General features: G+C 50.1%; 16 protein-coding genes. 7 read left to right on the top strand and 9 right to left on the bottom strand.

Features of this window, described 5'->3' with window-relative positions; all coding sequences use genetic code 11:
• Positions 1 to 222: 222 nt before the first annotated feature.
• Both DU481_RS12520 and DU481_RS12515 read right to left on the bottom strand, forming a co-directional pair.
• A complete protein-coding gene (locus tag DU481_RS12520) occupies positions 223 to 804 on the bottom strand; it encodes a calcium-binding protein (RefSeq protein ID WP_350135021.1) in 582 nt (193 codons plus the stop codon).
• Between the two features lie 276 nt (positions 805 to 1,080).
• Positions 1,081 to 2,589 carry an NAD(P)H-hydrate dehydratase gene (locus tag DU481_RS12515; protein WP_350135018.1) on the bottom strand — a complete coding sequence of 503 codons (1,509 nt, stop codon included), beginning with the start codon at positions 2,587 to 2,589 and terminating at the stop codon, positions 1,081 to 1,083.
• Between the two features lie 86 nt (positions 2,590 to 2,675).
• On the opposite strand from DU481_RS12515, the gene purL reads away from it, so the two are divergent.
• From purL to DU481_RS12495, 4 genes are all read left to right on the top strand, one after another.
• Positions 2,676 to 6,662 (top strand): phosphoribosylformylglycinamidine synthase, encoded by a 3,987-nt coding sequence (purL, locus tag DU481_RS12510; protein ID WP_350135015.1) that lies wholly within the window; start codon positions 2,676 to 2,678, stop codon positions 6,660 to 6,662.
• A gap of 44 nt (positions 6,663 to 6,706) precedes the next feature.
• Complete coding sequence (locus DU481_RS12505; protein WP_350135012.1) at positions 6,707 to 7,930, top strand: ChaN family lipoprotein; 1,224 nt, start codon at positions 6,707 to 6,709, stop codon at positions 7,928 to 7,930.
• A 15-nt stretch (positions 7,931 to 7,945) separates the two neighbouring features.
• Complete coding sequence (locus DU481_RS12500; protein ID WP_350135010.1) at positions 7,946 to 9,985, top strand: M1 family metallopeptidase; 2,040 nt, start codon at positions 7,946 to 7,948, stop codon at positions 9,983 to 9,985.
• A gap of 120 nt (positions 9,986 to 10,105) precedes the next feature.
• Positions 10,106 to 10,381, top strand: a complete 276-nt coding sequence (locus tag DU481_RS12495) for a hypothetical protein (protein WP_350135007.1) — start codon at positions 10,106 to 10,108, stop codon at positions 10,379 to 10,381.
• A 581-nt stretch (positions 10,382 to 10,962) separates the two neighbouring features.
• Here DU481_RS12495 and DU481_RS12490 read toward each other — a convergent pair.
• The 6 genes from DU481_RS12490 to DU481_RS12465 form a co-directional block, all read right to left on the bottom strand.
• Complete coding sequence (locus DU481_RS12490; protein ID WP_350135004.1) at positions 10,963 to 11,592, bottom strand: carbohydrate binding domain-containing protein; 630 nt, start codon at positions 11,590 to 11,592, stop codon at positions 10,963 to 10,965.
• A gap of 315 nt (positions 11,593 to 11,907) precedes the next feature.
• Positions 11,908 to 12,669 (bottom strand): DUF5765 domain-containing protein, encoded by a 762-nt coding sequence (locus tag DU481_RS12485; RefSeq protein WP_090322137.1) that lies wholly within the window; start codon positions 12,667 to 12,669, stop codon positions 11,908 to 11,910.
• 328 nt (positions 12,670 to 12,997) lie between these two features.
• Positions 12,998 to 13,714 (bottom strand): sulfite exporter TauE/SafE family protein, encoded by a 717-nt coding sequence (locus DU481_RS12480; RefSeq protein ID WP_350135001.1) that lies wholly within the window; start codon positions 13,712 to 13,714, stop codon positions 12,998 to 13,000.
• A gap of 6 nt (positions 13,715 to 13,720) precedes the next feature.
• Entirely contained in the window at positions 13,721 to 14,044 is a 324-nt protein-coding gene (locus tag DU481_RS12475; protein ID WP_107803866.1) for a DUF190 domain-containing protein, read from the bottom strand.
• Positions 14,045 to 14,057: 13 nt separating this feature from the next.
• The gene (gene crcB / locus DU481_RS12470) at positions 14,058 to 14,441 is read right to left on the bottom strand and encodes a fluoride efflux transporter CrcB (protein WP_350134998.1); all 384 of its coding nucleotides are present in this window, start codon (positions 14,439 to 14,441) and stop codon (positions 14,058 to 14,060) included.
• Between the two features lie 315 nt (positions 14,442 to 14,756).
• A complete protein-coding gene (locus DU481_RS12465; protein ID WP_350134996.1) occupies positions 14,757 to 16,361 on the bottom strand; it encodes an ABC-F family ATPase in 1,605 nt (534 codons plus the stop codon).
• 168 nt (positions 16,362 to 16,529) lie between these two features.
• Here DU481_RS12465 and DU481_RS12460 point away from each other — a divergent pair, with 168 nt between their 5' ends.
• Both DU481_RS12460 and DU481_RS12455 read left to right on the top strand, forming a co-directional pair.
• Positions 16,530 to 18,089: an eCIS core domain-containing protein gene (locus DU481_RS12460; RefSeq protein WP_350134993.1), complete on the top strand. Its 1,560-nt coding sequence runs from the start codon at positions 16,530 to 16,532 to the stop codon at positions 18,087 to 18,089.
• A gap of 141 nt (positions 18,090 to 18,230) precedes the next feature.
• Entirely contained in the window at positions 18,231 to 18,716 is a 486-nt protein-coding gene (locus tag DU481_RS12455; protein ID WP_350134990.1) for a VOC family protein, read from the top strand.
• Positions 18,717 to 18,845: 129 nt separating this feature from the next.
• Here the strand turns inward: DU481_RS12455 and DU481_RS12450 are convergent, their stop codons facing one another.
• A complete protein-coding gene (locus DU481_RS12450) occupies positions 18,846 to 19,463 on the bottom strand; it encodes a glutathione S-transferase family protein (protein ID WP_350134988.1) in 618 nt (205 codons plus the stop codon).
• 309 nt (positions 19,464 to 19,772) lie between these two features.
• Between DU481_RS12450 and DU481_RS12445 the strand changes: the two genes are divergently transcribed.
• The gene (locus DU481_RS12445; RefSeq protein ID WP_350134985.1) at positions 19,773 to 20,636 is read left to right on the top strand and encodes a hypothetical protein; all 864 of its coding nucleotides are present in this window, start codon (positions 19,773 to 19,775) and stop codon (positions 20,634 to 20,636) included.
• Positions 20,637 to 20,743 lie beyond the last annotated feature (107 nt).

The following is a 20,743-nucleotide window of genomic DNA, read 5'->3' as shown; positions in this document are numbered from 1 at the left end:
TTCAAATATTATGTGTGTAGTTGTGTTAAAAACTGGAATTATGCCAAAAATGAAACAGCCTCGTGAGACTTTGCTCAGAGGCTGTTATATTAATTTCTAAAAAATTTAATGTCTCGTAGGTTGTTGCAGGAACGCTTTATTAAATCCGATTTAGGAAGCCTTTAGAAATTGATATTAAAGATTGATCATTTTTGGTATTACAAATACCGATGCAGAATTGGATTAAGCAATCACATCGAGAAATGGTAAGAATCCGGCTTGCGTGCCTACCATATGAATTTGCAAATCAGAGCCACCGTATACATCCGCAGTAAACATTCCATTAGCTGAATTGTAAGTCATTTGACTTGATGTAAAGGCTTGATTTCCTGGGAGGAAAAGATCAGCATCAATCGTTGATAAATCAATTTTATCGCCTTGACCCCAATTGAAGTAATAAAGTTGATCAACCGCGCCGCCCGCCGAGCTGTCGCTGACTGAGTCAAAATCAAATATATCCGCGCCTAGACCGCCAACAAATGTATCTTGGCCATTTCCACCATTGAGATAGTCATTACCGTTACCGCCATTTAAATAATCATTTCCGTTTTGACCAAAGATGCTGTCATTTCCATCGTCACCATAGAGTAAATCACCGCCTTCTGCGAAATACCAAAAATCCGGGCTTTGAGAATATCCATAAATCGTGTCATTTCCACCATTGCCATGAACCACATCGCCCCCTCCAAACCCCTGAATAAAATCAGCAAAAGGTGTTCCATTGAGGTTATTATTATTAAAGATTGATCCATTAATATTTGCCATAATATAACTCCTTGTTTATTTGTGATTGAATGTATAAAGCGCATATCACATATGCCAAGGCAGATTAATTTAATAGTGATTATTTGTAAGTGATTAAAGTCACAAGATTCGTGAAATTGAATGTACCGATTGAAGCTTCATGGATAAAGGGCCGATGTGTTGATTGAGTGGAGTGCAGTATTTCTGCTAAAAATTTGAAACCCGGGGTATTCGATGTGACGGGGAAGAAATTTGTCATGGGATCGAGTGGAATCTAAGCTGCTATGAGAAACATGCTCAAATAATCCACTCATTCAGCAACAACCGCGCTTCAGCAATCACTTCCGACGCTACCATTCCCAGCATGCCGTGATGTTGCTGTACCCAGCGATCCGCTGCGGCGCCGTGCAGATAAACCGCCAGCAACAACGCTTGATCCGGATTCAAGCCTTGCGCGATCAACGCACCCATCATTCCGGCTAATACATCGCCGGTTCCGGCGGTACTGAGTGCGGGGTTGCCGCTGGTGTTGAGGTAGCGATTGCCGCCGGGAAGGCAACAGATGCTGCCCGCGCCTTTGAGGACGACGTAACAATTGAAATGTTGCGCAATTTGCAATGCCGCGTTCATACGGTTTTGTTGCACAGCGGCGGTGCCAGTGTTCAGCAAACGTGCGGCTTCGGCGGGATGGGGTGTCAGGATGGTGGAAGCATTGCGTTGACTGAGTGTTTTTGCGAGAAGTGGATGCTGTGCGATCAAGTTGAGCCCATCGGCATCGACGATCAGTGTGCAATCACTGGTGATCGCTTTCTCCAGCCACGGTAATGCTTCCGCCGATTGTCCCAAACCGGGGCCAACGATCAAGCAATTGAGGGGTGTTAGCGTGAACAACTCCGATGGCGCACGCAGCATCAGCTCCGGCTGGGAAAAATCGACCGGTGGCGCATTGTCTGCCAGCAAACCGAGATAAACGCGCCCCGCACCCAGATGCAAGGCAGCGCGGCCTGCCAGCAGTGCCGCGCCGGTCATGCCGGTCGAGCCGCCGAGGATGGCAACGTTACCGAATGTGCCTTTATGGCTATTCGCGCTACGCGCTGGCGGCAGTATCGATTGCGCAAGTTTATGATTCAGCAGCCAAGTGTGCGGCTCAGGCGGTGCGGGCAGCTGAATATCTAAGTTGCGCAACACGATCGTGCCGCAGCATTCCGGACCGGAATGGGTGAGCAGCCCCGGTTTTAAACCAATAAAAGTGATCGTCAGCGTGGCGTGAATAGTGATGCCATAAATACAACCATCGTCGCTACCCAATCCGGACGGAATATCCAGCGCAACGATGGGTGTCGCCATTTGATTCACGGTTTCAATCCATTCGCGGTATTTTCCTTCAATCGGGCGATGTTGCGATTGATCCAAGCCGATGCCGAATAAACCGTCGACTACGGCATCCCAGCTTCGATCGCCATCCGGTATTTCCGCACAAATGTCGCCGCCAATATTGAACCAGGCTTGCAGCGCTTGTTTGGCATCCGGCGGAACACGGTTGCCGTCGCCGCCGAATACCACGGTGACGGCATTGCCCCATTCCTGCAAATAACGCGCCACGACGAATGCATCGCCGCCGTTGTTGCCCGGGCCGGCCAGCACCAGGATTTGATGACCTGGGCCTCTCAATAACTGGTCGCGGATCACTTGCGCCGCCGCCAAGCCTGCTTTTTCCATCAAGCGGGGCGGTTTGGGCAGTCTTGCCGCTTGTTGTTCAATGTCGCGGATTTCAGCAGTTGAAAAAACCGGATCGGCTGTGTCCATAATTTGCATGCGTATGGGATGATCAGCGATAAGTACATCTTCTCGTGTAAAATTGCAATCTTTAAATAACCGCCTTATTTCCTCTGATGCTCCAATTTTGTGGTGGACGTGCGCTTTCCCCGTTTCGTCTGGAAAAATTACGCAAGCAAATTAATATGCTGAATCTGCCGGTATCCGCACTGAATACCGAATACTGGCATTTTTGTTCGCTTATTCGAAACCTGCAAGACGCTGAGCTGAACGCCTTGCGCAAATTGCTCAACCACGATCAGACGCAGGAAAATGCGCGGCATCCCGGTGAATTCTTTTTGGTGTTGCCGCGTCCTGGGACGATTTCGCCGTGGTCGACCAAGGCTAGCGATATTGCGCGGCATTGCGGATTAGCGGCAGTCGAGCGTATCGAACGCGGCATTGCGTATTACATTCAAACCGATCAAGCGCTAGCGGCGCAAGATAAGGCGCGGCTCAAAGCGTTACTGCATGATCGCATGACCGAAACGGTATTTTATTCATTCGACGATGCGGCCAAATTATTCCAGCATTTTGCGCCGAAGCCTCTCAACACCGTCGATGTGCTCGGTGGCGGCATCGATGCACTGCGGCAAGCCAATCAAAGCATGGGGCTGGCGTTGTCGGTGGATGAAATCGAATATCTGGCGCATAACTTCCAGCAAATGGCACGCAACCCGACCGACGTCGAACTGATGATGTTCGCGCAGGCGAATTCCGAGCATTGCCGTCACAAAATCTTCAATGCCGATTGGGTTATCGACGGCAAACCACAGGACAAATCACTGTTTGCGATGATCCGCAACACGCATCAAACCCACCCGCAAGGCACGCTGGTGGCGTATGCCGACAACGCCAGCGTCATCGAAGGCGCGGAAATTAACCGGTTTTATCCGGGCGATGGCCAAGTTTATGGTTACGCGCAGGAAAAAACACATGTGTTGATGAAGGTGGAAACGCACAATCATCCGACCGCGATTTCACCGTTTCCCGGCGCGGCGACCGGTGTCGGCGGGGAAATCCGCGACGAAGGCGCGACCGGACGTGGCGCGAAACCGAAAGCCGGGTTATGCGGTTTTTCGGTATCAAATCTGAACATTCCGGATTTCACGCAACCGTGGGAGATCGATCAAAGCGGGCATCCGTCAAGCTACGGAAAGCCCGGACGCATTGCTTCGGCGCTGCAAATCATGCTGGAAGGGCCGATCGGCGGCGCGGCGTTCAATAATGAATTTGGCCGCCCCAATCTGGCGGGTTATTTCCGTACCTTTGAAGAGCGTGTCGGCGGGGAAATGCGCGGTTACCACAAACCGGTCATGCTGGCGGGCGGTGTCGGACAGATTGCCGATCGCCATGTGCGCAAGGAAAAATTTCCACCAGGCGCGCTGCTGATTCAATTGGGCGGTCCCGGCATGCTGATCGGCTTAGGAGGCGGCGCGGCGTCCAGCATGGATACCGGCGCCAACACCGAAGCGCTGGATTTCGATTCGGTGCAGCGCGGTAATCCGGAAATGCAACGGCGCGCGCAGGAAGTGATCGACCGTTGCTGGCAATTGCAACGCAGCGGCGGTGAAAACCCGATTCTGTTCATTCATGACGTTGGCGCGGGCGGTTTGTCCAATGCTTTTCCGGAATTGGTGCACGACTCTGGTCGCGGCGGGCGTTTCAATTTGCGCGCGGTACCGTCCGAAGAAACCAGCATGTCGCCGATGCAAATCTGGAGCAACGAGGCGCAGGAACGCTACGTGCTGGCGATCAAACCGGAGTCGCTGGCGTTGTTTGAAAGCATCTGTGAGCGCGAACGCTGTCCGTTCGCCGTGGTGGGCGAAGCGACTGGCGATGAACAGCTGGTAGTCGCCGATCCGCAATCCCCCACTTCGCCAGTCGATATGCCGTTGCCGGTTTTGCTCGGCAAGCCGCCGAAAATGACACGCGATGTGACGCATGGAGAACGAATCTTGCCCGCGCTCGATTGGTCGGGTGTGACGCTGACCGAAGCCGCGTACCGGGTTTTGCGCTTGCCCGCGGTCGCTGATAAGAGCTTTCTGATTACCATCGGTGATCGTAGCGTCGGCGGTTTGTCGGCGCGCGATCAAATGGTTGGCCCGTGGCAGATTCCGGTGGCTGATGTCGCGGTGACCAGCATGGGGTATCAAACCGTTTTGGGCGAAGCATTTGCCATCGGCGAACGCACGCCGCTGGCGTTGGTCGATCCGAAAGCCGCTGCGCGTATGGCGGTGGGTGAGTCGATCACTAATATCGCCGCCGCGGCGATCGACGGCATTGCACACATCAAATTATCGGCCAACTGGATGGCGGCAGCCGGTCATCCGGGTGAAGATGCCGGACTGTACGACGCGGTGCACACCGTCGGTATGGAATTGTGCCCGCAATTGGGTATCAGCATCCCGGTCGGCAAAGACTCGATGTCGATGAAAACCGCTTGGGATGAGGCGGGTGTGCGCAAGGAAGTCACGGCGCCGCTGTCGCTGATCATCTCGTCTTTTGCCACGGTGACGGATGTGCGCAAAACTTTGACGCCGCAATTGCGCACCGACTGCGGCGACAGCGAATTGATTCTGATCGACTTGGGGCGAGGGCAGAATCGCCTGGGCGGTTCGGCGCTGGCGCAAGTGTACAAACAAGTCGGCAATCATGCGCCGGATATCGATGGTGAAGCCGGTGCGCAACAATTGCGTCATTTCTTCAACGCGATTCAACAGCTTAACGAAACGGATAAATTGCTTGCGTATCACGACCGCTCCGACGGCGGTCTGTTTGTGACGCTGTGCGAAATGGCGTTTGCCGGGCATACGGGCATAACGGTGAATCTGGATCAATTGTGCTTTGATCCGCAGTACAGCGATCTCGACGGATCGGAATTGCGCCCGGAGCAACTGGGAGGGCGCTTCCTGGAACGCATGCTTGCGGTGCTGTTTAATGAGGAGCTGGGTGCGGTAATACAAATTGCCGCTGCGCAACGTCAGGAAGTCATGCAAGTGCTGGCCGATGCGGGGTTGCGCGATGCCAGTTTTGTCATCGGTCAATTGAACCGGTCGGACGAAATCCGCTTGATGCGCAATAACAAAGCGGTACTGGCGGAAAAACGGGTGGATGTGCAACGCGCTTGGTCGGAAACCACCTATCAAATGCAAAAACTGCGCGACAATCCAGTCTGTGCGCAACAGGAATTCGACCGCATTCTCGATACCACTGATCCCGGCCTTCAGGTCGCGTTGCGGTACGATGCCAGTGACGATATTGCCGCGCCGTTCATTCAAACCGGTGTGCGTCCGCGCATGGCCATCCTGCGTGAGCAAGGCGTTAACGGGCATGTGGAAATGGCGGCGGCATTCGATCGTGCCGGTTTTGCCGCGATCGACGTGCACATGAGCGACATCATCGCGGGGCGTGTTTCCTTGAGAGATTTTAAAGGGTTCGTTGCCTGCGGCGGATTTTCCTATGGTGACGTGCTGGGTGCCGGAGAAGGCTGGGCCAAGTCGATTCTGTTCAATCCGCGCGCGCGCGATGAATTTGAAGCATTTTTCCAGCGTGGCGACACGTTTGCGCTGGGCGTGTGTAATGGCTGCCAAATGATGAGCAACTTGCACGAAATCATTCCTGGCGCGGCTGCCTGGCCGCAGTTTAAACGCAATCTGTCGGAACAATTTGAAGCGCGCTTTGTCATGGTGGAAGTACAACCCAGTTCGTCGTTGTTTTTTGACGGCATGGCGGGCAGCCGGATGCCGGTCACGGTAGCGCACGGTGAAGGCAGAGTTGAGTTTTCATCCGCTCAACCCGAGCATATCGCGGCTTTGGTGACATTGCGTTTTGTCGACAATCACGGGCAAATTACTGAGCGTTATCCGTTCAATCCGAATGGCTCGCTGCACGGGATGACCGGCTTAACCACACTTGACGGGCGTTTCAATGTGTTGATGCCGCATCCGGAGCGGGTGTTCCGCGTGACGCAGCATTCGTGGCACCCGGATGTACGCTCTGGCAAAGCCGAAGACGGTCCGTGGATGCGCTTGTTCCGTAATGCGCGTAAATGGGTAGGGTGAACGATTCCGTTGTGATCAATTGAACCTTTAAAAGAATGAATAAAATGACAAATTTCAAGATAACCCGACGCAACAGCCTCCTGTATCTCACCTTCTTTCTGCTGAGCCTGGCAATGAATCATGCGGCTGCGGTGATTACTCCGGCAAAGAAACCGGTGCCGAATAATTGCGTGCCGCTGGGGGATTGGATCGTTCCCGGTTCCGGTAAAACCTCGCAGCAGGAAGTCATCGCGCGTGCCGCCAAAGCCTCGGTGGTGTTGCTGGGCGAAACGCATGTCAACGCCGATCATCACCGCTGGCAATTACAAACGCTGGTGGCTTTGCATGCGCAGCGTCCGAATATGGTGATCGGTTTTGAGATGTTTCCGCGTCGCGTGCAAGCCGCGCTGGATAAATGGATTGCCGGTGAGTTGAGCGAAAAAGAATTTCTGCGCGCGGCGGAATGGGATCAGGTTTGGAATACCGATGCCAACCTGTATTTGCCCCTGTTTCATTTTGCCCGCATGAATCGCATTCCGATGCTGGCGCTGAACATTGAAACCAGCCTGCGCCGCCAAGTGGCGGAAAAGGGCTTTTACGGCGTTCCGGTGGAAGAACGCGAAGGCTTGACGCGTCCGGCCGAACCCAGTCAAGCGTATGTCGATTTTTTGCTGCCGATTTATAAACAGCATGACCGCAAACATAAAAATGAAACCACGCAAGACGATCCGGATTTCCGCCGCTTTATTGGCGGACAGCAACTGTGGGACCGCGCGATGGCGCAGATTCTGCAACAAGCCGTGACGCAATCCGGTGGCGCGGAAAAACCGCTGGTAGTTGGTGTCATGGGTACGGGGCATGTGCTGCACGGTTTTGGCGTGCCGCATCAATTGCACGACTTGGGCATCAAATCCGTTGCTGGATTACTGCCGTGGGATAGCGATAAGTCCTGCAAGAACTTAGCGGCAGGTGTGGCCGATGCGGTATTCGGTGTATTGCCGCATGTTTCCGAATCTTTCCGGCCGCAGTTCCAGCGTCTCGGTATCCGCTATGAAATGGGCAGGGGCGGCGCGGTGATACTGCAAGTGGAAAAAAACAGCATTGCCGATGCCGCCAAGTTGCAGGATTCCGATGTGATTCTGGAAATGGCCGGTCTGCCGGTTAAAACGCTGGAAGATGTGACCACCATCGTAAAACGCCAAGCGCCGGGAACCTGGCTACCGCTCAAAATTAAACGAGACGAGCAGGAAATGCTGGTCATCGCCAAATTTCCGGCATTGCAGCATTAATTTTTCAAAACAGCTATGACTACTTTCACTTTTATCAGAACTTGTTTTTTTCTGCTACTCACCAGCCTGGTTGCTCAACCCGCGTTTTCAGCGCGTGTGCCGGTCAAGCACAATGACGTCGAATACGATATCACCGTGAAAATCGATCCGGTAAACCGCACGATTGAGGGGAAAAGCCTCATTACCGTGGATAAACCGCGAGAATTGCAGTTGATGCTGGGTGCCGGGTACGAGGTGATTCAGGCAGATTTTAATGACGGGCCGTTAGGTATTGGCCGCGAGCAAGCCAACCAACCGCATATTTGGAACATTCCTTTTCTTTTCAGGCATCAGGTTCAATTCCTGATTCGCTGGAAAGGCGTATTGGCGCCGCTGGATACCTCGCTCGACCACCAGCAGACACTGGGTAGGCCGATCGCTGTCAGCGGTGAAGCCGGTACTTTCCTGCCGGATAGTTCGGATTGGTATCCGCGCGTTGTTGGGCAGATGGTGCGCTATAAAGTCAGCATTGAATTGCCGTCCGGGCAGAAAGGCTTGGTGGCGGGCCGCTTGATCGAAGAACATGAATCGCCGCAAAACTATCAGGCGGTGTTTCAATTCTCCCATCCCGCTGAAGGAATCGATTTGATGGCAGGCCCGTATGCGATCGAAACGCAGACGCATCAAAATATCAATCACAAACCGATTCAATTGCGTACCTACTTTCATCCGAAGATCAGCGGTTTGTCGAAGGATTATCTCGACGCCGTGAAACGCTATCTGGAACTGTATGAATCCTCGATTGGCGAGTATCCCTATACGGAGTTCAGCGTCGTGTCGAGTCCCACGCCGACCGGCTTCGGCATGCCGACGTTGACTTACCTCGGTGTCGATGTGTTGCAATTGCCGTTTATCCGCAGTACTTCGCTCGGTCATGAGGTGCTGCACAACTGGTGGGGCAATGGTGTTTATCCGGATTACAAGAGCGGCAACTGGTCGGAAGGATTGACCACGTTCATGGCCGATTACGCGTACAAAGAACAGGAAAGCGAGGCCGCCGCGCGCGACATGCGCTTGAGCTGGCTGCGTGATTTCGCCGCATTGCAGCCGGGGCAGGATGCGCCGCTGACGGCTTTTACCTCGCGCACGCATGGTGCGTCGAAAATTGTTGGTTACAACAAAGCCGCGATGTTTTTCTTCATGCTGCGCGATCATCTGGGTGAAACGCTTTTCCAGCGCGGCATCCAAGGGTTGTGGCAGGTGCAGCGCTTTAGAGTGACGTCTTGGCTGGATGTGCAAAGAATGTTTGAAATGGTTTCCGGGCAACCGCTCGGGCCTTTTTTTGCGCAATGGCTGAATCGCAGCGGCGCGCCAGCAATCGAGCTGGCCGAGGTGAAAAATGCGGCGGCGGGTTCCGGGTATGAGTTGTCGATCACGTTGAAACAATCCGAACCGGCGTATCAATTGCAAGTTCCGGTGGCTGTCGAAACGCAGCAAGGCAGCGCCATCCACCGGCTCGATGTGCAGCAAGCACAGCAAACGTTCACGCTGAAATTGACGGACAAACCGCTAGCCGTTTCACTCGATCCCGATCTGCGTCTGTTCAGGCACTTGGCGCCCGGAGAAGCACCGCCGATTCTGCGCGAAGTGATGGTCAACGCCGCCACGCAGACGGTGCTGTTGTCCGATCAACCTGAAGTTCGCAAAATTGCCGAGACGCTTGCCAGCAAATTGCAAGATCGCAAGCTTCACACGGTTGCGTCCGGCGATCCGCTCTCCGCCGCACCAACCCTGGTTATCGGCCTGCAAGCCGAAATCGACGCCTGGTTAGCTGCCAAACAGCTACCCGCCCGGCCGGATGAAACCGGTAAAAAAGGCAGCGCGCAAGTCTGGACATTGGCACGCGCTGATGGGGCATCGCTCGCCATCATCTCCGCGCAAGATGCCGCTTCGCTCGAAGCGCTAATCCGCCCGCTGCCGCATTATGGACGGCAAAGTTATTTGGTTTTTGACGGACGGCAGGCGATTGAGAGAGGAGTTTGGCCGATGCAAGTACAGAAAGTGACGGTTGAGTGATGATTGAATGTATGAGGGTGAATGGGGTTAAGTTTTGGGTAACTCGCGATTCGGTATTTGATTCTGGACGCGCTAGTGTGTTAACAAACATTTTAATGACAAACGATGAGATAGAAGTAAATGAAGCTTAAGCTTATTATTGCGTTTATTATTGGTTTAATTCTATTTGGTATTTTTTTGTATTTTGATCAATTGTGGATAGGTATTGTTGCAGTTACGGGCCCAACTCTGGCAGTTATTCTATCTGCCTTAGGTGTAACTGGTGCTGGAATAATGACGTTCTTGTCGTTTAAAGGCAAACTTCCAATAGTTGCGGTTGTTGGTTTTCTGATTACATTTGTCCTTGTCCTTGTCCTTACCCTTGTCCTTACCCTTGTCGTGCCCAAATATCTGTAAAGATTTAATTTTGGTGCAACCCGTGTAAGGCATAAGCTGAAAGCGTTCCGCCGCGTGAAAGTGTGTTTTATCCAGATGAGTCATTTCATCATTGAAATGCTTCACGGCAATCTATCAAAAGGTAAGTGCCAGTTCTATGGTGTGTATACCTAGGCCTCGAATCGTCGGCATGGATAAGGAAAAGACGATTCAAGTATACTCAACAAGCCGTAAAAGCGGCCTTTTGCAAAACATTCCTCTGAGATTGCAGTACACACAAAAACCGCAAAACATCGATCCTTGCAGCCTAGAAAATTGATTCATAAAGCCAACGGAACATCGAAAAGTACTGCCAATTGCATCGAATAATGGTTTTAGTTATTGTTCATAAAAAAGATTCTTGATTATTAACGTGATGTTGTTTCATATTCCATGCATCGTCAATATCTATGCTGCATTACGATTGGAGCCGTTCTTTTGAGGTCTGGCCGGGATTAAACACGACGCGATTCTGGCAGGGAAAGTAAAACGGGATTCTCGATTGATAGGTCGCGGAGCGGTTATATTTTTGGCCTGCGACCTATCCTATTGGCGATGGTTACTTAATGATTATTTCTTGAGAAATAAGCTTTACTGGTGCGGCGAAGCGTAAGGCTGAGTAATAAAAAACCAACCAGCATCATCTCGACAATTTTCGGTTCAGGTATCGTGCTGGTCATTGAGATCATATCGAGCGAGCCACCGAGACTGTCGCTTCTTCCGACCGCACTGAAAGTCAGCAGCGCCTCGCCATCAAAGTTAAATAGCGCCGAATAATTTTGCCAGTTATGGTCGCTTCCTCCACCGACACCAGTCAAAACGGTGACCGGAGCGGAGCCATCCAATGTGAATGACAAATCATTGGTGTCACTATTGGTGCCGGGGCGGGCTGAATACCAGAAGCTGAGTTGATACAATCCGGGCGTGCCAATCAATAGTTGGGAAATCGAACTGTTTGAATTCGTGTCTAATTCGACAAAATTTGAGCCATCAAAAGCTGATCCGGCGACATTGTTGCGCAGCTCGATATCCGGAGCGCCACTCCATCCAATCAAGGTTGAATAAAGATTCCATGATCCGTTGTCTTGCAAATCAGCTTCAAAACTCCCATTAGTGACAAGATCGACGGCTGCCGAAGCGTATATCGGGGCTACAAGTAGAATGCTCACTACAGATTTATAAAAATTTTTCATTACAATCATCCCTCAAAATTGAAAAATAAACAGGAAACAGCCTGCTGTTTACAACGATTCACTGAGGTAAAAGCTTTAGCGCGCCGGATAAGACGGTGCGCTGATGCGGATTGATACCTCTGACTGAGAGGAGTGATATCTGAAACTAAGGGGGATGATCAGCGTGAGTTACTGCATGAAGGAGTACAGCAACCCTCTGATGCGATGATGCTGTTCAACGCGATCCTGCTGCATTAAGCGTAATTTAGGGATTTAAAGTAGCGCCAAAACCGCCAGTTTATTTTTTCGTATCGATGATTCTGTTTCCGGCGGGTCTCAAGTGTGCGAGGATGCACGCAAAAATTTTGGCAAGGGCAATCCGTACCAACTGTTTACATACAAATATTGCCGGATTGGCGTTTTAATCATCAGCAACAGCAAACCAATGGAATACAGACACCAGACGGCCGCCCATTCGTTCATGTCATCAGTGGTCATATAGGCCAGGAGCGGTCCCGATATGAAATGGTACACCACCATTTTCCAGGAACCGTACAACAGAGGCAGTACAAAAGCGGCATAGCCGTAAACATTTCCCATGAACACATTGCCGTTGGCGGGAATGGCCCAAGCGATATGCCAAGCACCCGAAGTCGAGCAAATCTCTTTGCCGCAGAACGGCATGGTGTATTTCGCGCTGGTGAAAAATGTCATGTTGTAGTCTCTGTCGAAACAGTAAGTCATCCAATCGAATGGATAAATACGCATCATAAAGACAACCGCAGCGGCGGCGCATAAGGTGTAAACCGCAGGCGCAATACGGCGGCGCAAACTGTCCGGAATGAAATGCATCGCGACCGCATTGACAAAAAACGGTTGAAAAGCGATATGCATGTAACCCAGAAACGTTGCAATCTGATTGCGCGGATCCGCACACTGATCAATCACCGTGTAGGTATATGCTTGCAGCAATTCCATCAATGAAAAATAAGCAAGCGCGGCACACAACACGCCAGACTCGCCTTTGCGGTAAAAATAGGCGGTACTGGCAAGACCCGTCACCGCAAGCACAGCAGATGCTTCACCACTCCAGCACATAGAACCTCTATAAAAATATGTATATGCGACAGGTTGATTGAAAGGCTAACCGGAAGATTTTAGCGGCGAGTCAACACAGTCTGTTCACTCAATAACCACTGACATGGAAGGAACTGGAAAATAGCAGAGCAGGGTATACAAGGGGCATTGCCATTGATTGTACACATTTGCCTATAAAATAGACAGCGCAATTCTCAGCGCCGCACATGCGAATTACTGTGAAAATATTTTTGAAGATGAGAAGGGGTTGGAGCAGGCTTTAAATTACTCAATCCCCTGCGATCTCAAGTGACCAGGTCACATCGACTTTTAAGTGCTTAACTTACTATCACCCATGAATTATCATGTACGCCGCTATGCTGATTAATAAAATGGCTACATAGCGCTCAAATTTCTTTTGCGGAATGCGTTCAATGACTCGTTTTGCTGTCCAGCTTCCCGCTATCATCGCTATTCCCATTACTACTGCTAAAACCCACATGCTTTGATCAAAGCTTATATATTGCTGATATGTGAGTGTCTTCACTCCATGCATTACCAACGCCGTAGTTCCTTCACTTGCGATATAAGCAACCGGTGGTAAGCCCAGCGAGAGAAAAATGGCCGCACCCAATGGGCCAGCACTGCCTACCAATCCGGATAAATATCCGGTAAATCCACCACCGGCTATAAGCCAAACCGGGGTGGCTTTTGAGTTTAGAATGCCCCAATATTTCAGTGATACAAAAAATAGTATTGCTAGCCCAATGCCGCGCGTAATTAATTCCTTTGGCAATTCAGCGAATGAAACTGCACCTAAAATGCTGAAAGGAATGGCGCTTGACAAAAACAACACAACTGGTTTCCATTGTATTTGTGAGAAACCGAAAGCTACTCTGGATAGATTACCGATTAATTGAACGATGGTTAAAAGTGGAACTGCATGAATTACCCCAACCGTCTGGACTAACAGCGGAAGCAACAAAAGAGCGCCGCCAAACCCCGCAGCGCCTGATATCACTGCTGCAATGAATGCCGCAGCAAATAAAACCAGATACTCCAGCATTAGTGATTAATTCATGGAATTGCCAGTAATTCCAAATTCAATATCTGTTTTAATGAAGAAAATATTAATGTTTTCATCCTTCAAACGCTGAAAAATTAGGTCCGCATTTTCCGCGCTTACTGCCATTTTAATTTCTATGGGTTGTCCGGAAAGCTCAAAAAAATGCGATGAATGCAATTTCTTATCATGCCCATAGCCTTCCGCAGCCGGTACGATGGTTACTCCGGGAATGCCGAGTTTCTGCGCTTCTTTTAATAACCATTCACTGAGCGGTAGAGAATCATGCTTTCTATCATTCTGGGTGAAAAACGACAATTGATAGCCTTTCATTATTTTCCTTAATTCAAGTGGTTTTGAAGAAAGAGACCGTTAGCATGCCCAGCAATGTCATAAATAACGATCCTATCAAATGAATGCCGATTGCACCAAATGCTAAAGCAACCCGACCATGTTGCAACAAATTCATGACCTCCGCAGAGAACGTAGAAAAAGTTGTAAGACCGCCAAGAAAGCCAGTGATAACGAAGAGCCGCCATTCTGGCGCAATAGTAGGATTATTTGCCAGTACTACAATAGCAATACCAATTAAATAACTACCCAGCAGATTAGCTAAGACAGTACCTGGTGGAATATCGGGGAAAATAGTATTTAATGAAATACCTAAAAGCCACCGGAGAATGGCTCCTGCTGAAGCTCCTAAACTGATAGCAAGTAATGAATTCAGCATTTCAGCAACCACTTATAATTTATAAACGAAGATTGTATTTTCCTGCCAATGCACATGGTATTCCATCATCGTAACCAGCGTAAGGCGAAAGCTGAAAGCGTTCCGCCGAATGAACGTGTTTCATCCGCATGATTTATTCTTTCATATGATTCCACCGGATGAACGTCATGGCGGTATTGGATGATAGGTTGGCGCTGGTTTTAATTTGTTGACGGATCGCCTTTCGGGTATCCGTCCTACGAAACTGATTTTTCGCAGCAGATGGAATGAAGCGGCTAACCAAGAAAACTCAGTGTTACCGCTGATTGCTCTTTCTCACTCAATCCCTTGCGAACGCAAATAGTCCTCGTAATTCCCTTTGAAGTCGTTGATGCCGTCCGGTGTCATTTCCAGAATGCGGGTAGCGAGCGAGGAGACGAATTCGCGGTCGTGGGATATGAAAATCAGCGTGCCGGTATATCGTTCCAGCGCGCTGTTCAGCGATTCGATCGATTCCATATCCAGGTGATTGGTCGGTTCGTCCATCAGCAGCACGTTCGGTTTTTGCAGGATCAGCTTGCCGAACAGCATGCGGCCTTGTTCTCCGCCGGAAATGACTTTCGTGGATTTTTTGATGTCATCGCCAGAAAACAATAATCGGCCGAGTGTACCGCGAATCGTTTGATCGTCGTCGCTGCCTCGCCGCCACTGATCCATCCATTCCATCAATGACAAATCTTCCGCGAAATCGGCTGCATGGTCTTGCGGAAAATAGCCGGGATTGGCTTTCTCTGCCCATTTGATCTCGCCGGAATCCACTGCAAGGTCACTGGCCAGGCAACGCAGCAGCGTGGTCTTGCCGATACCGTTCGGGCCGATGATGGCGACTTTCTCACCGGCTTCGATATTTACGCTGAAATTCTCGAACAGTGGTTTGTCCATGCCGGGAAAATGCTTGCCGATGGCCTGGATGGAAACAGCCAGGCGATGCAGTTTTTCCTTATCGTGAAATTCAAAGCGGATAAAGGGATACTGGCGGCTGGACGGTTTGACGTCTTCCAGCTTGATTTTCTCGATCTGCCGCGCGCGGCTGGTGGCTTGCCGGGCTTTCGACGCATTCGCGGAGAAACGGCTGACGAACGACTGCAAATCAGCGATCTGCGCTTTCTTCTTGGCGTTATCTGCCAGCATGCGCTCGCGCACCTGGGTCGAAGCGGTCATGTAATCGTCGTAGTTGCCCGGATAAATACGCAGCTCGCCGTAATCCAGATCGGCCATGTGCGTGCACACGCTGTTCAAGAAATGCCGGTCATGCGAAATGATGATAATGGTGTTTTTGCTGGTGTTGATCACATCCTCCAGCCAGCGGATGGTATTGATGTCGAGGTTATTGGTCGGCTCGTCCAGCAGCAGAATATCCGGATTGGAAAACAACGCCTGCGCCAATAACACGCGCAATTTGTAACCCGGCGCAATGGCGCTCATTAGCCCCTGATGCTGAGTCGTGGAGATGCCAACACCGAGCAGCAACTCCCCGGCGCGCGCTTCCGCCGAATAGCCATCCAGCTCGGCAAACTCCGACTCCAATTCGGCAGCGCGCATGTAATCGTCTTCAGTAGCCTCCGGGTTGGCATAAATCGCGTCGCGTTCCTGCTTGATGCGCCATAAATCCGCGTGCCCCATCATCACCGTATCGATCACCAGACAGTCTTCAAACGCGAATTGATCCTGGCGCAATTTGCCCACCCGCTCGCCGCTATCCACCGAAACATTACCGGAAGTCGGCTCCAGATCGCCGCCGAGAATTTTCATGAATGTCGACTTGCCGCAACCGTTTGCACCGATCAACCCATAGCGGTTACCCCCGCCGAATTTAACGGAAACATTTTCAAACAGCGGCTTGGCGCCGAATTGCATGGTGATATTGGCGGTTGTAATCAAAACGGATACCTACGGATGATAGTTGCAAGAAAGGGGCGCACATTCTAAACGTTTTTCAAGGGGATTGCTGGGGTATGGGTGGGAGTTGATCCACAGAATCGATGGTTCATTGCATGAAATGGCGGTTGGGGGGTATGCTTTGCAATTATTGAGTTAATGGGGGCAGGTATGCAAAAAGCCGAACCACAACACAAACAAAACCAGAATCAGCCCGCACAGCGGCAGGGCGGGGGCGCATCACTCGAATCGCCTCAGGGTGAACAGATTGCACAACTGGAAGCGATGGTGGAGGCCAGCCCGCAGGTGAACAGGTTGGCGCAGCTCGCGGCAGTGGCGAACAACAGCCCGCAAGCTGTTGCACAGCGCAGAATGATGGATATAATCCGCAACAGCCCGCGCATGGCCGCGCAACGAAAGGCGATAAGCGCCATCCATAACAGCTCGCACGCCATCGCCCAACGACAACAGCTCGGCAGCCTTACCGGGAAAACGGCGCAGCGCGATAAGGTTCCGGAGAAACCCAACAACACCGGCCTGCCGGACAACCTGAAGGGCGGCATCGAGTCGCTGTCCGGCATGTCCATGGACAACGTGCGCGTGCACTACAACTCGTCACAGCCCGCACAACTCAATGCGTTGGCCTATTCGCAGGGGCCCGACATTCACGTCGCGCCGGGGCAGGAACAGTATCTGCCGCATGAGGCCTGGCATGTGGTGCAACAGGCACAGGGGCGCGTGCAGTCGACCATGCAGATGAAGAATGGGGTACCGGTTAACGACGATCAAAGGCTGGAGCGTGAGGCGGATGTGATGGGGGAAAAGGCGCTGAAAGGTGCCGAATTCGGCTTGGGGATCACACGGCAGGCGAATGGAGTGACACAAAAGAGGGACATCGGCTTTTTCGGCTCTTTTCCCGTTCAGATGGAAAGTGCCAATTTTGGTGAAACAACTGTTAATTGGGACACTGGCACCTTGGGAGGTGACACCGTTGGTACAAAAATGGAGGCTAAAAAATTAAAGAAAGCCTCCATAGGAAAAGTTACAAATTTACAAGGCTCGCCGCCGGGATCCGGTCAACAAAGTACTCTCATGAGTTATTTGCCCACTAATCCAAAACTCTCTACGGCAAACAAGTACATTAAAGGTCATCTGCTTAACCATAACATCGGTGGGCCGGGAAAAAGTTTCAATATGTTTCCCATAACAGCCTCTGCAAACAAAACCCATCTCACGGCCGTGGAAAAAACCGTAAAAGACTGGGTCAAAGAGGGTCAGGTTGTTGACTATAAAGTTGAAGTAACTGGTATAGATGCTTCTGGCTTGGGCAGCAAGGGCGCGAAGAGCGGACAAGTTACTGCCAATTTCAAGTGTGATGCCTCAAATAATGGGGGTGATTCCATAAATCAAACCATTCCATCGAAACTTGGCGAAAAATCCATAGCTGAAGAAAGTTCCGTTTTTGATGGCCTTGGCAATCAGGGTGTTTTTGCAGCGGCTTACGATTGGGCTGTTGGAATGGAGGATCCCAACGACATGTTATGGGTATTAGCAGATAAGCTTGCCACGAAAACCGGCGTTGATAAGCAGCTGATGGCGGAAGTGCTGATCTCGATAGTCCTCTTTGATGACATTCAGGACATTTCGGAAGAGGCTAGTAAGGCAATGACTAACGAAGTACTTGAGTATCTGAAATCCAGTCGAAATTGGAAGAATGAGCTTGGGATTTGAAGGCACTAACGCAGATCAATGTAAGTAAAAAATATCCGAGGCGTCGATCTTGACATCACTTATTCATCAAAACCCGTGTAAGGCGAAAGCTGAAGGTATTCCGCCAAATCAGCATTTCCCTAAACTCAAAGGAGATAAAACATGACCAAGATTGCAAAGAACACGATCTGTCTCTGGTACGACAACGACGCCGAGGGTGCCGCGCGATTTTATGCCCAAACCTTTCCCGATTCGTCGGTCGGCGCAGTGCACCGCGCACCGGGGGATTATCCGTCGGGCAAAGAAGGCGATGTATTGACTGTCGAGTTTACCGTCATGGGCATCTCGTGCCTCGGACTCAACGGCGGGCCTGCGTTTACGCATAGCGAAGCTTTTTCGTTTCAGGTGGCGACCGAAGATCAAAGTGAAACGGATCGCTATTGGAACGCAATCGTCGGCAACGGCGGTCAGGAGAGCGATTGCGGCTGGTGCAAGGACAAGTGGGGTATCTCCTGGCAGATTACGCCGGTTGCCCTGACGAAAGCATTCACCAGTCCGGATCGCGTAGCTGCCAAACGAGCATTCGACGCGATGATGACGATGAGGAAAATCGACATTGCCACTATCGAAGCGGCATTTCGCGGTTGAGACGCGAGCAGTCTGACAATTCAATTAAGCCGCGCAAGGTGTAGGCTAAAAGCATTCCGCCCGCAACCAAGGTACCAAGTCATGAATTAACACATGTCATCAGAACCAGTACGATAGGTTAGGATGGCATTACGTGTGGGGAACAATTCCCGCTTTCTTGCACGCCGGTCTCGATAAAATCGCAGCCAAATACCGCGCCACCTCATGATAGGGCGAAAAATCGAATTCACCGCCCAGCGCATAGGTCAAAACACCGGCCATATTGATATCCGCGACGGTAAATTTACCGGTCACCAGAAAATCTTTACCGCCGAGATGGTTGTTCAATACCTCAAGCGGTTTCATCAGTTTCTTTTCAGCCGCCTGGACAATGTTTGGATTTCTAACTTTCGCATCGAGAACTTTCCGGTGCAGAATAAGATCCACACAGGCGGTTTCCATTTGAGTGACCGCAAACAGGCTCCATTTGTAGATCTGCGCTTCGTCTTCCAGCCGATCCGCCCACAGCTTCCCCGCGCCGTATTTTCTCGACAGATAAAAATTGATCGCGATGGCCTCGGTCAGCACCAGATCGCCATCGACCAAGGTGGGTACCTGTGCCAGCGGATTCAGCTTTAAATACCCGGGTGCGTACTTCTCTTTCTCGAATGGGTTGATCCGTACATGCTGGAAATCCAGCCCAAGCTCTGCCAGCGTGAACAAGACATATTTCGCGCGTGACCATTCAATGCCATATAAAGTAATCATAATTTTTGAAGCTATCGGTTGTTATCGCATTGTGGATTCATTATTGCATTTTAGCGAGGTTGTTATGGCGGGTGTTGATCTACAGATTGGACGTGTCATTGCACGAATCAGTGGTTGAGGGGTATGCTTTGCAAGCTTGGAATTTAGGAATAGGGATCTAAAACTTTCTTGTGATGAAACTTAAAACTTTGACAATCCAAAGATAATAAGAAGATAGAATGAATTCTGCAGAATTGGATATTGCCCATGACGTAATATATAACGTCCTTTTGGACGTCTGCTGGTGCCGAGTCCATACAAGGTAAGACAATGATTCTTAAAATTCACCCATCTGCTGCAAGTAATTTCAATGACAAGGCTGGTAGCTTAATCAAGCTGATTGAAGAGTTCCCGAAAGAAAAACAAAAGAAAAGCTTATTTCAATCAGATTTGTATATTGCTGCGTCAATAACTGAAAAAGACATTATCGGCGACATAGAAGAGGCTACTTTAGATTATAGAGGGAATACTGTTCAGCGATTCTTTTACTTCAATGACAAAAAATTTGGACTTAGTGAGAAGAATTATAGTGAATTGCGTGAAATTGCTGAACGGATCCAATCTTTATCTGCGGTGCGAAGAGTGCTTAGCTTACTCTTTGTTGAGAGAAAGCTTTTTACATGGATTTCTGAGAAATACAAAGGTTTCAATGTGCCGGATGTATTTATCGAATACCTCTATTCTGAAGCTAATGCCGTTATTAAAACAGTCACGACATGGATTCCAATTGCTAACCTTGAAGTTGAATCTGCATTCACTGTTTCAAACTCAGAGATACGTCCTTTTTCAAAAGCGGTTTTAGATAAGTGGGCAGTCAAAGTAGAGACCTTGGACGGTGTAAACAAAGAAAATGCTCTAATAAAGCAATTTGAAAAGATTAGGAAAGACTATCAAGGCTTGGCCGCTGTTGTAACCACAACAATTTCAGAACCCGAATATGCTACTGATTATGCACTTGAGGAAGCGCAAAAAATAACTGCTGTTCTAGGAATATTTTCTGGAGCAACCTTAATTCCAGACATTAAATGTGTGTCAAAGATAAAAGGCTCAGAAATCATTGCACAATCAACAATTTTTATTGAAGGAGATAAAGGTAGCTTCGAACAGAAAAGCAGCATCATAGGGAAGCGCTGAACAATTAGTGATTTCCAGATTTCCCGGTAATCCTGCCATTTTTTTGAACACGAATTCCCGGCAATTCATTTTTCAGTGGTGTTTTGTAGCCGGATTTCCCCTGTTTG

Source organism: Nitrosomonas sp., assembly GCF_040240425.1.
Lineage (GTDB): Bacteria > Pseudomonadota > Gammaproteobacteria > Burkholderiales > Nitrosomonadaceae > Nitrosomonas.
The sequence above is the reverse complement of the archived record's forward strand: the minus strand, read 5'-3'. Positions and strand labels throughout refer to the sequence as shown.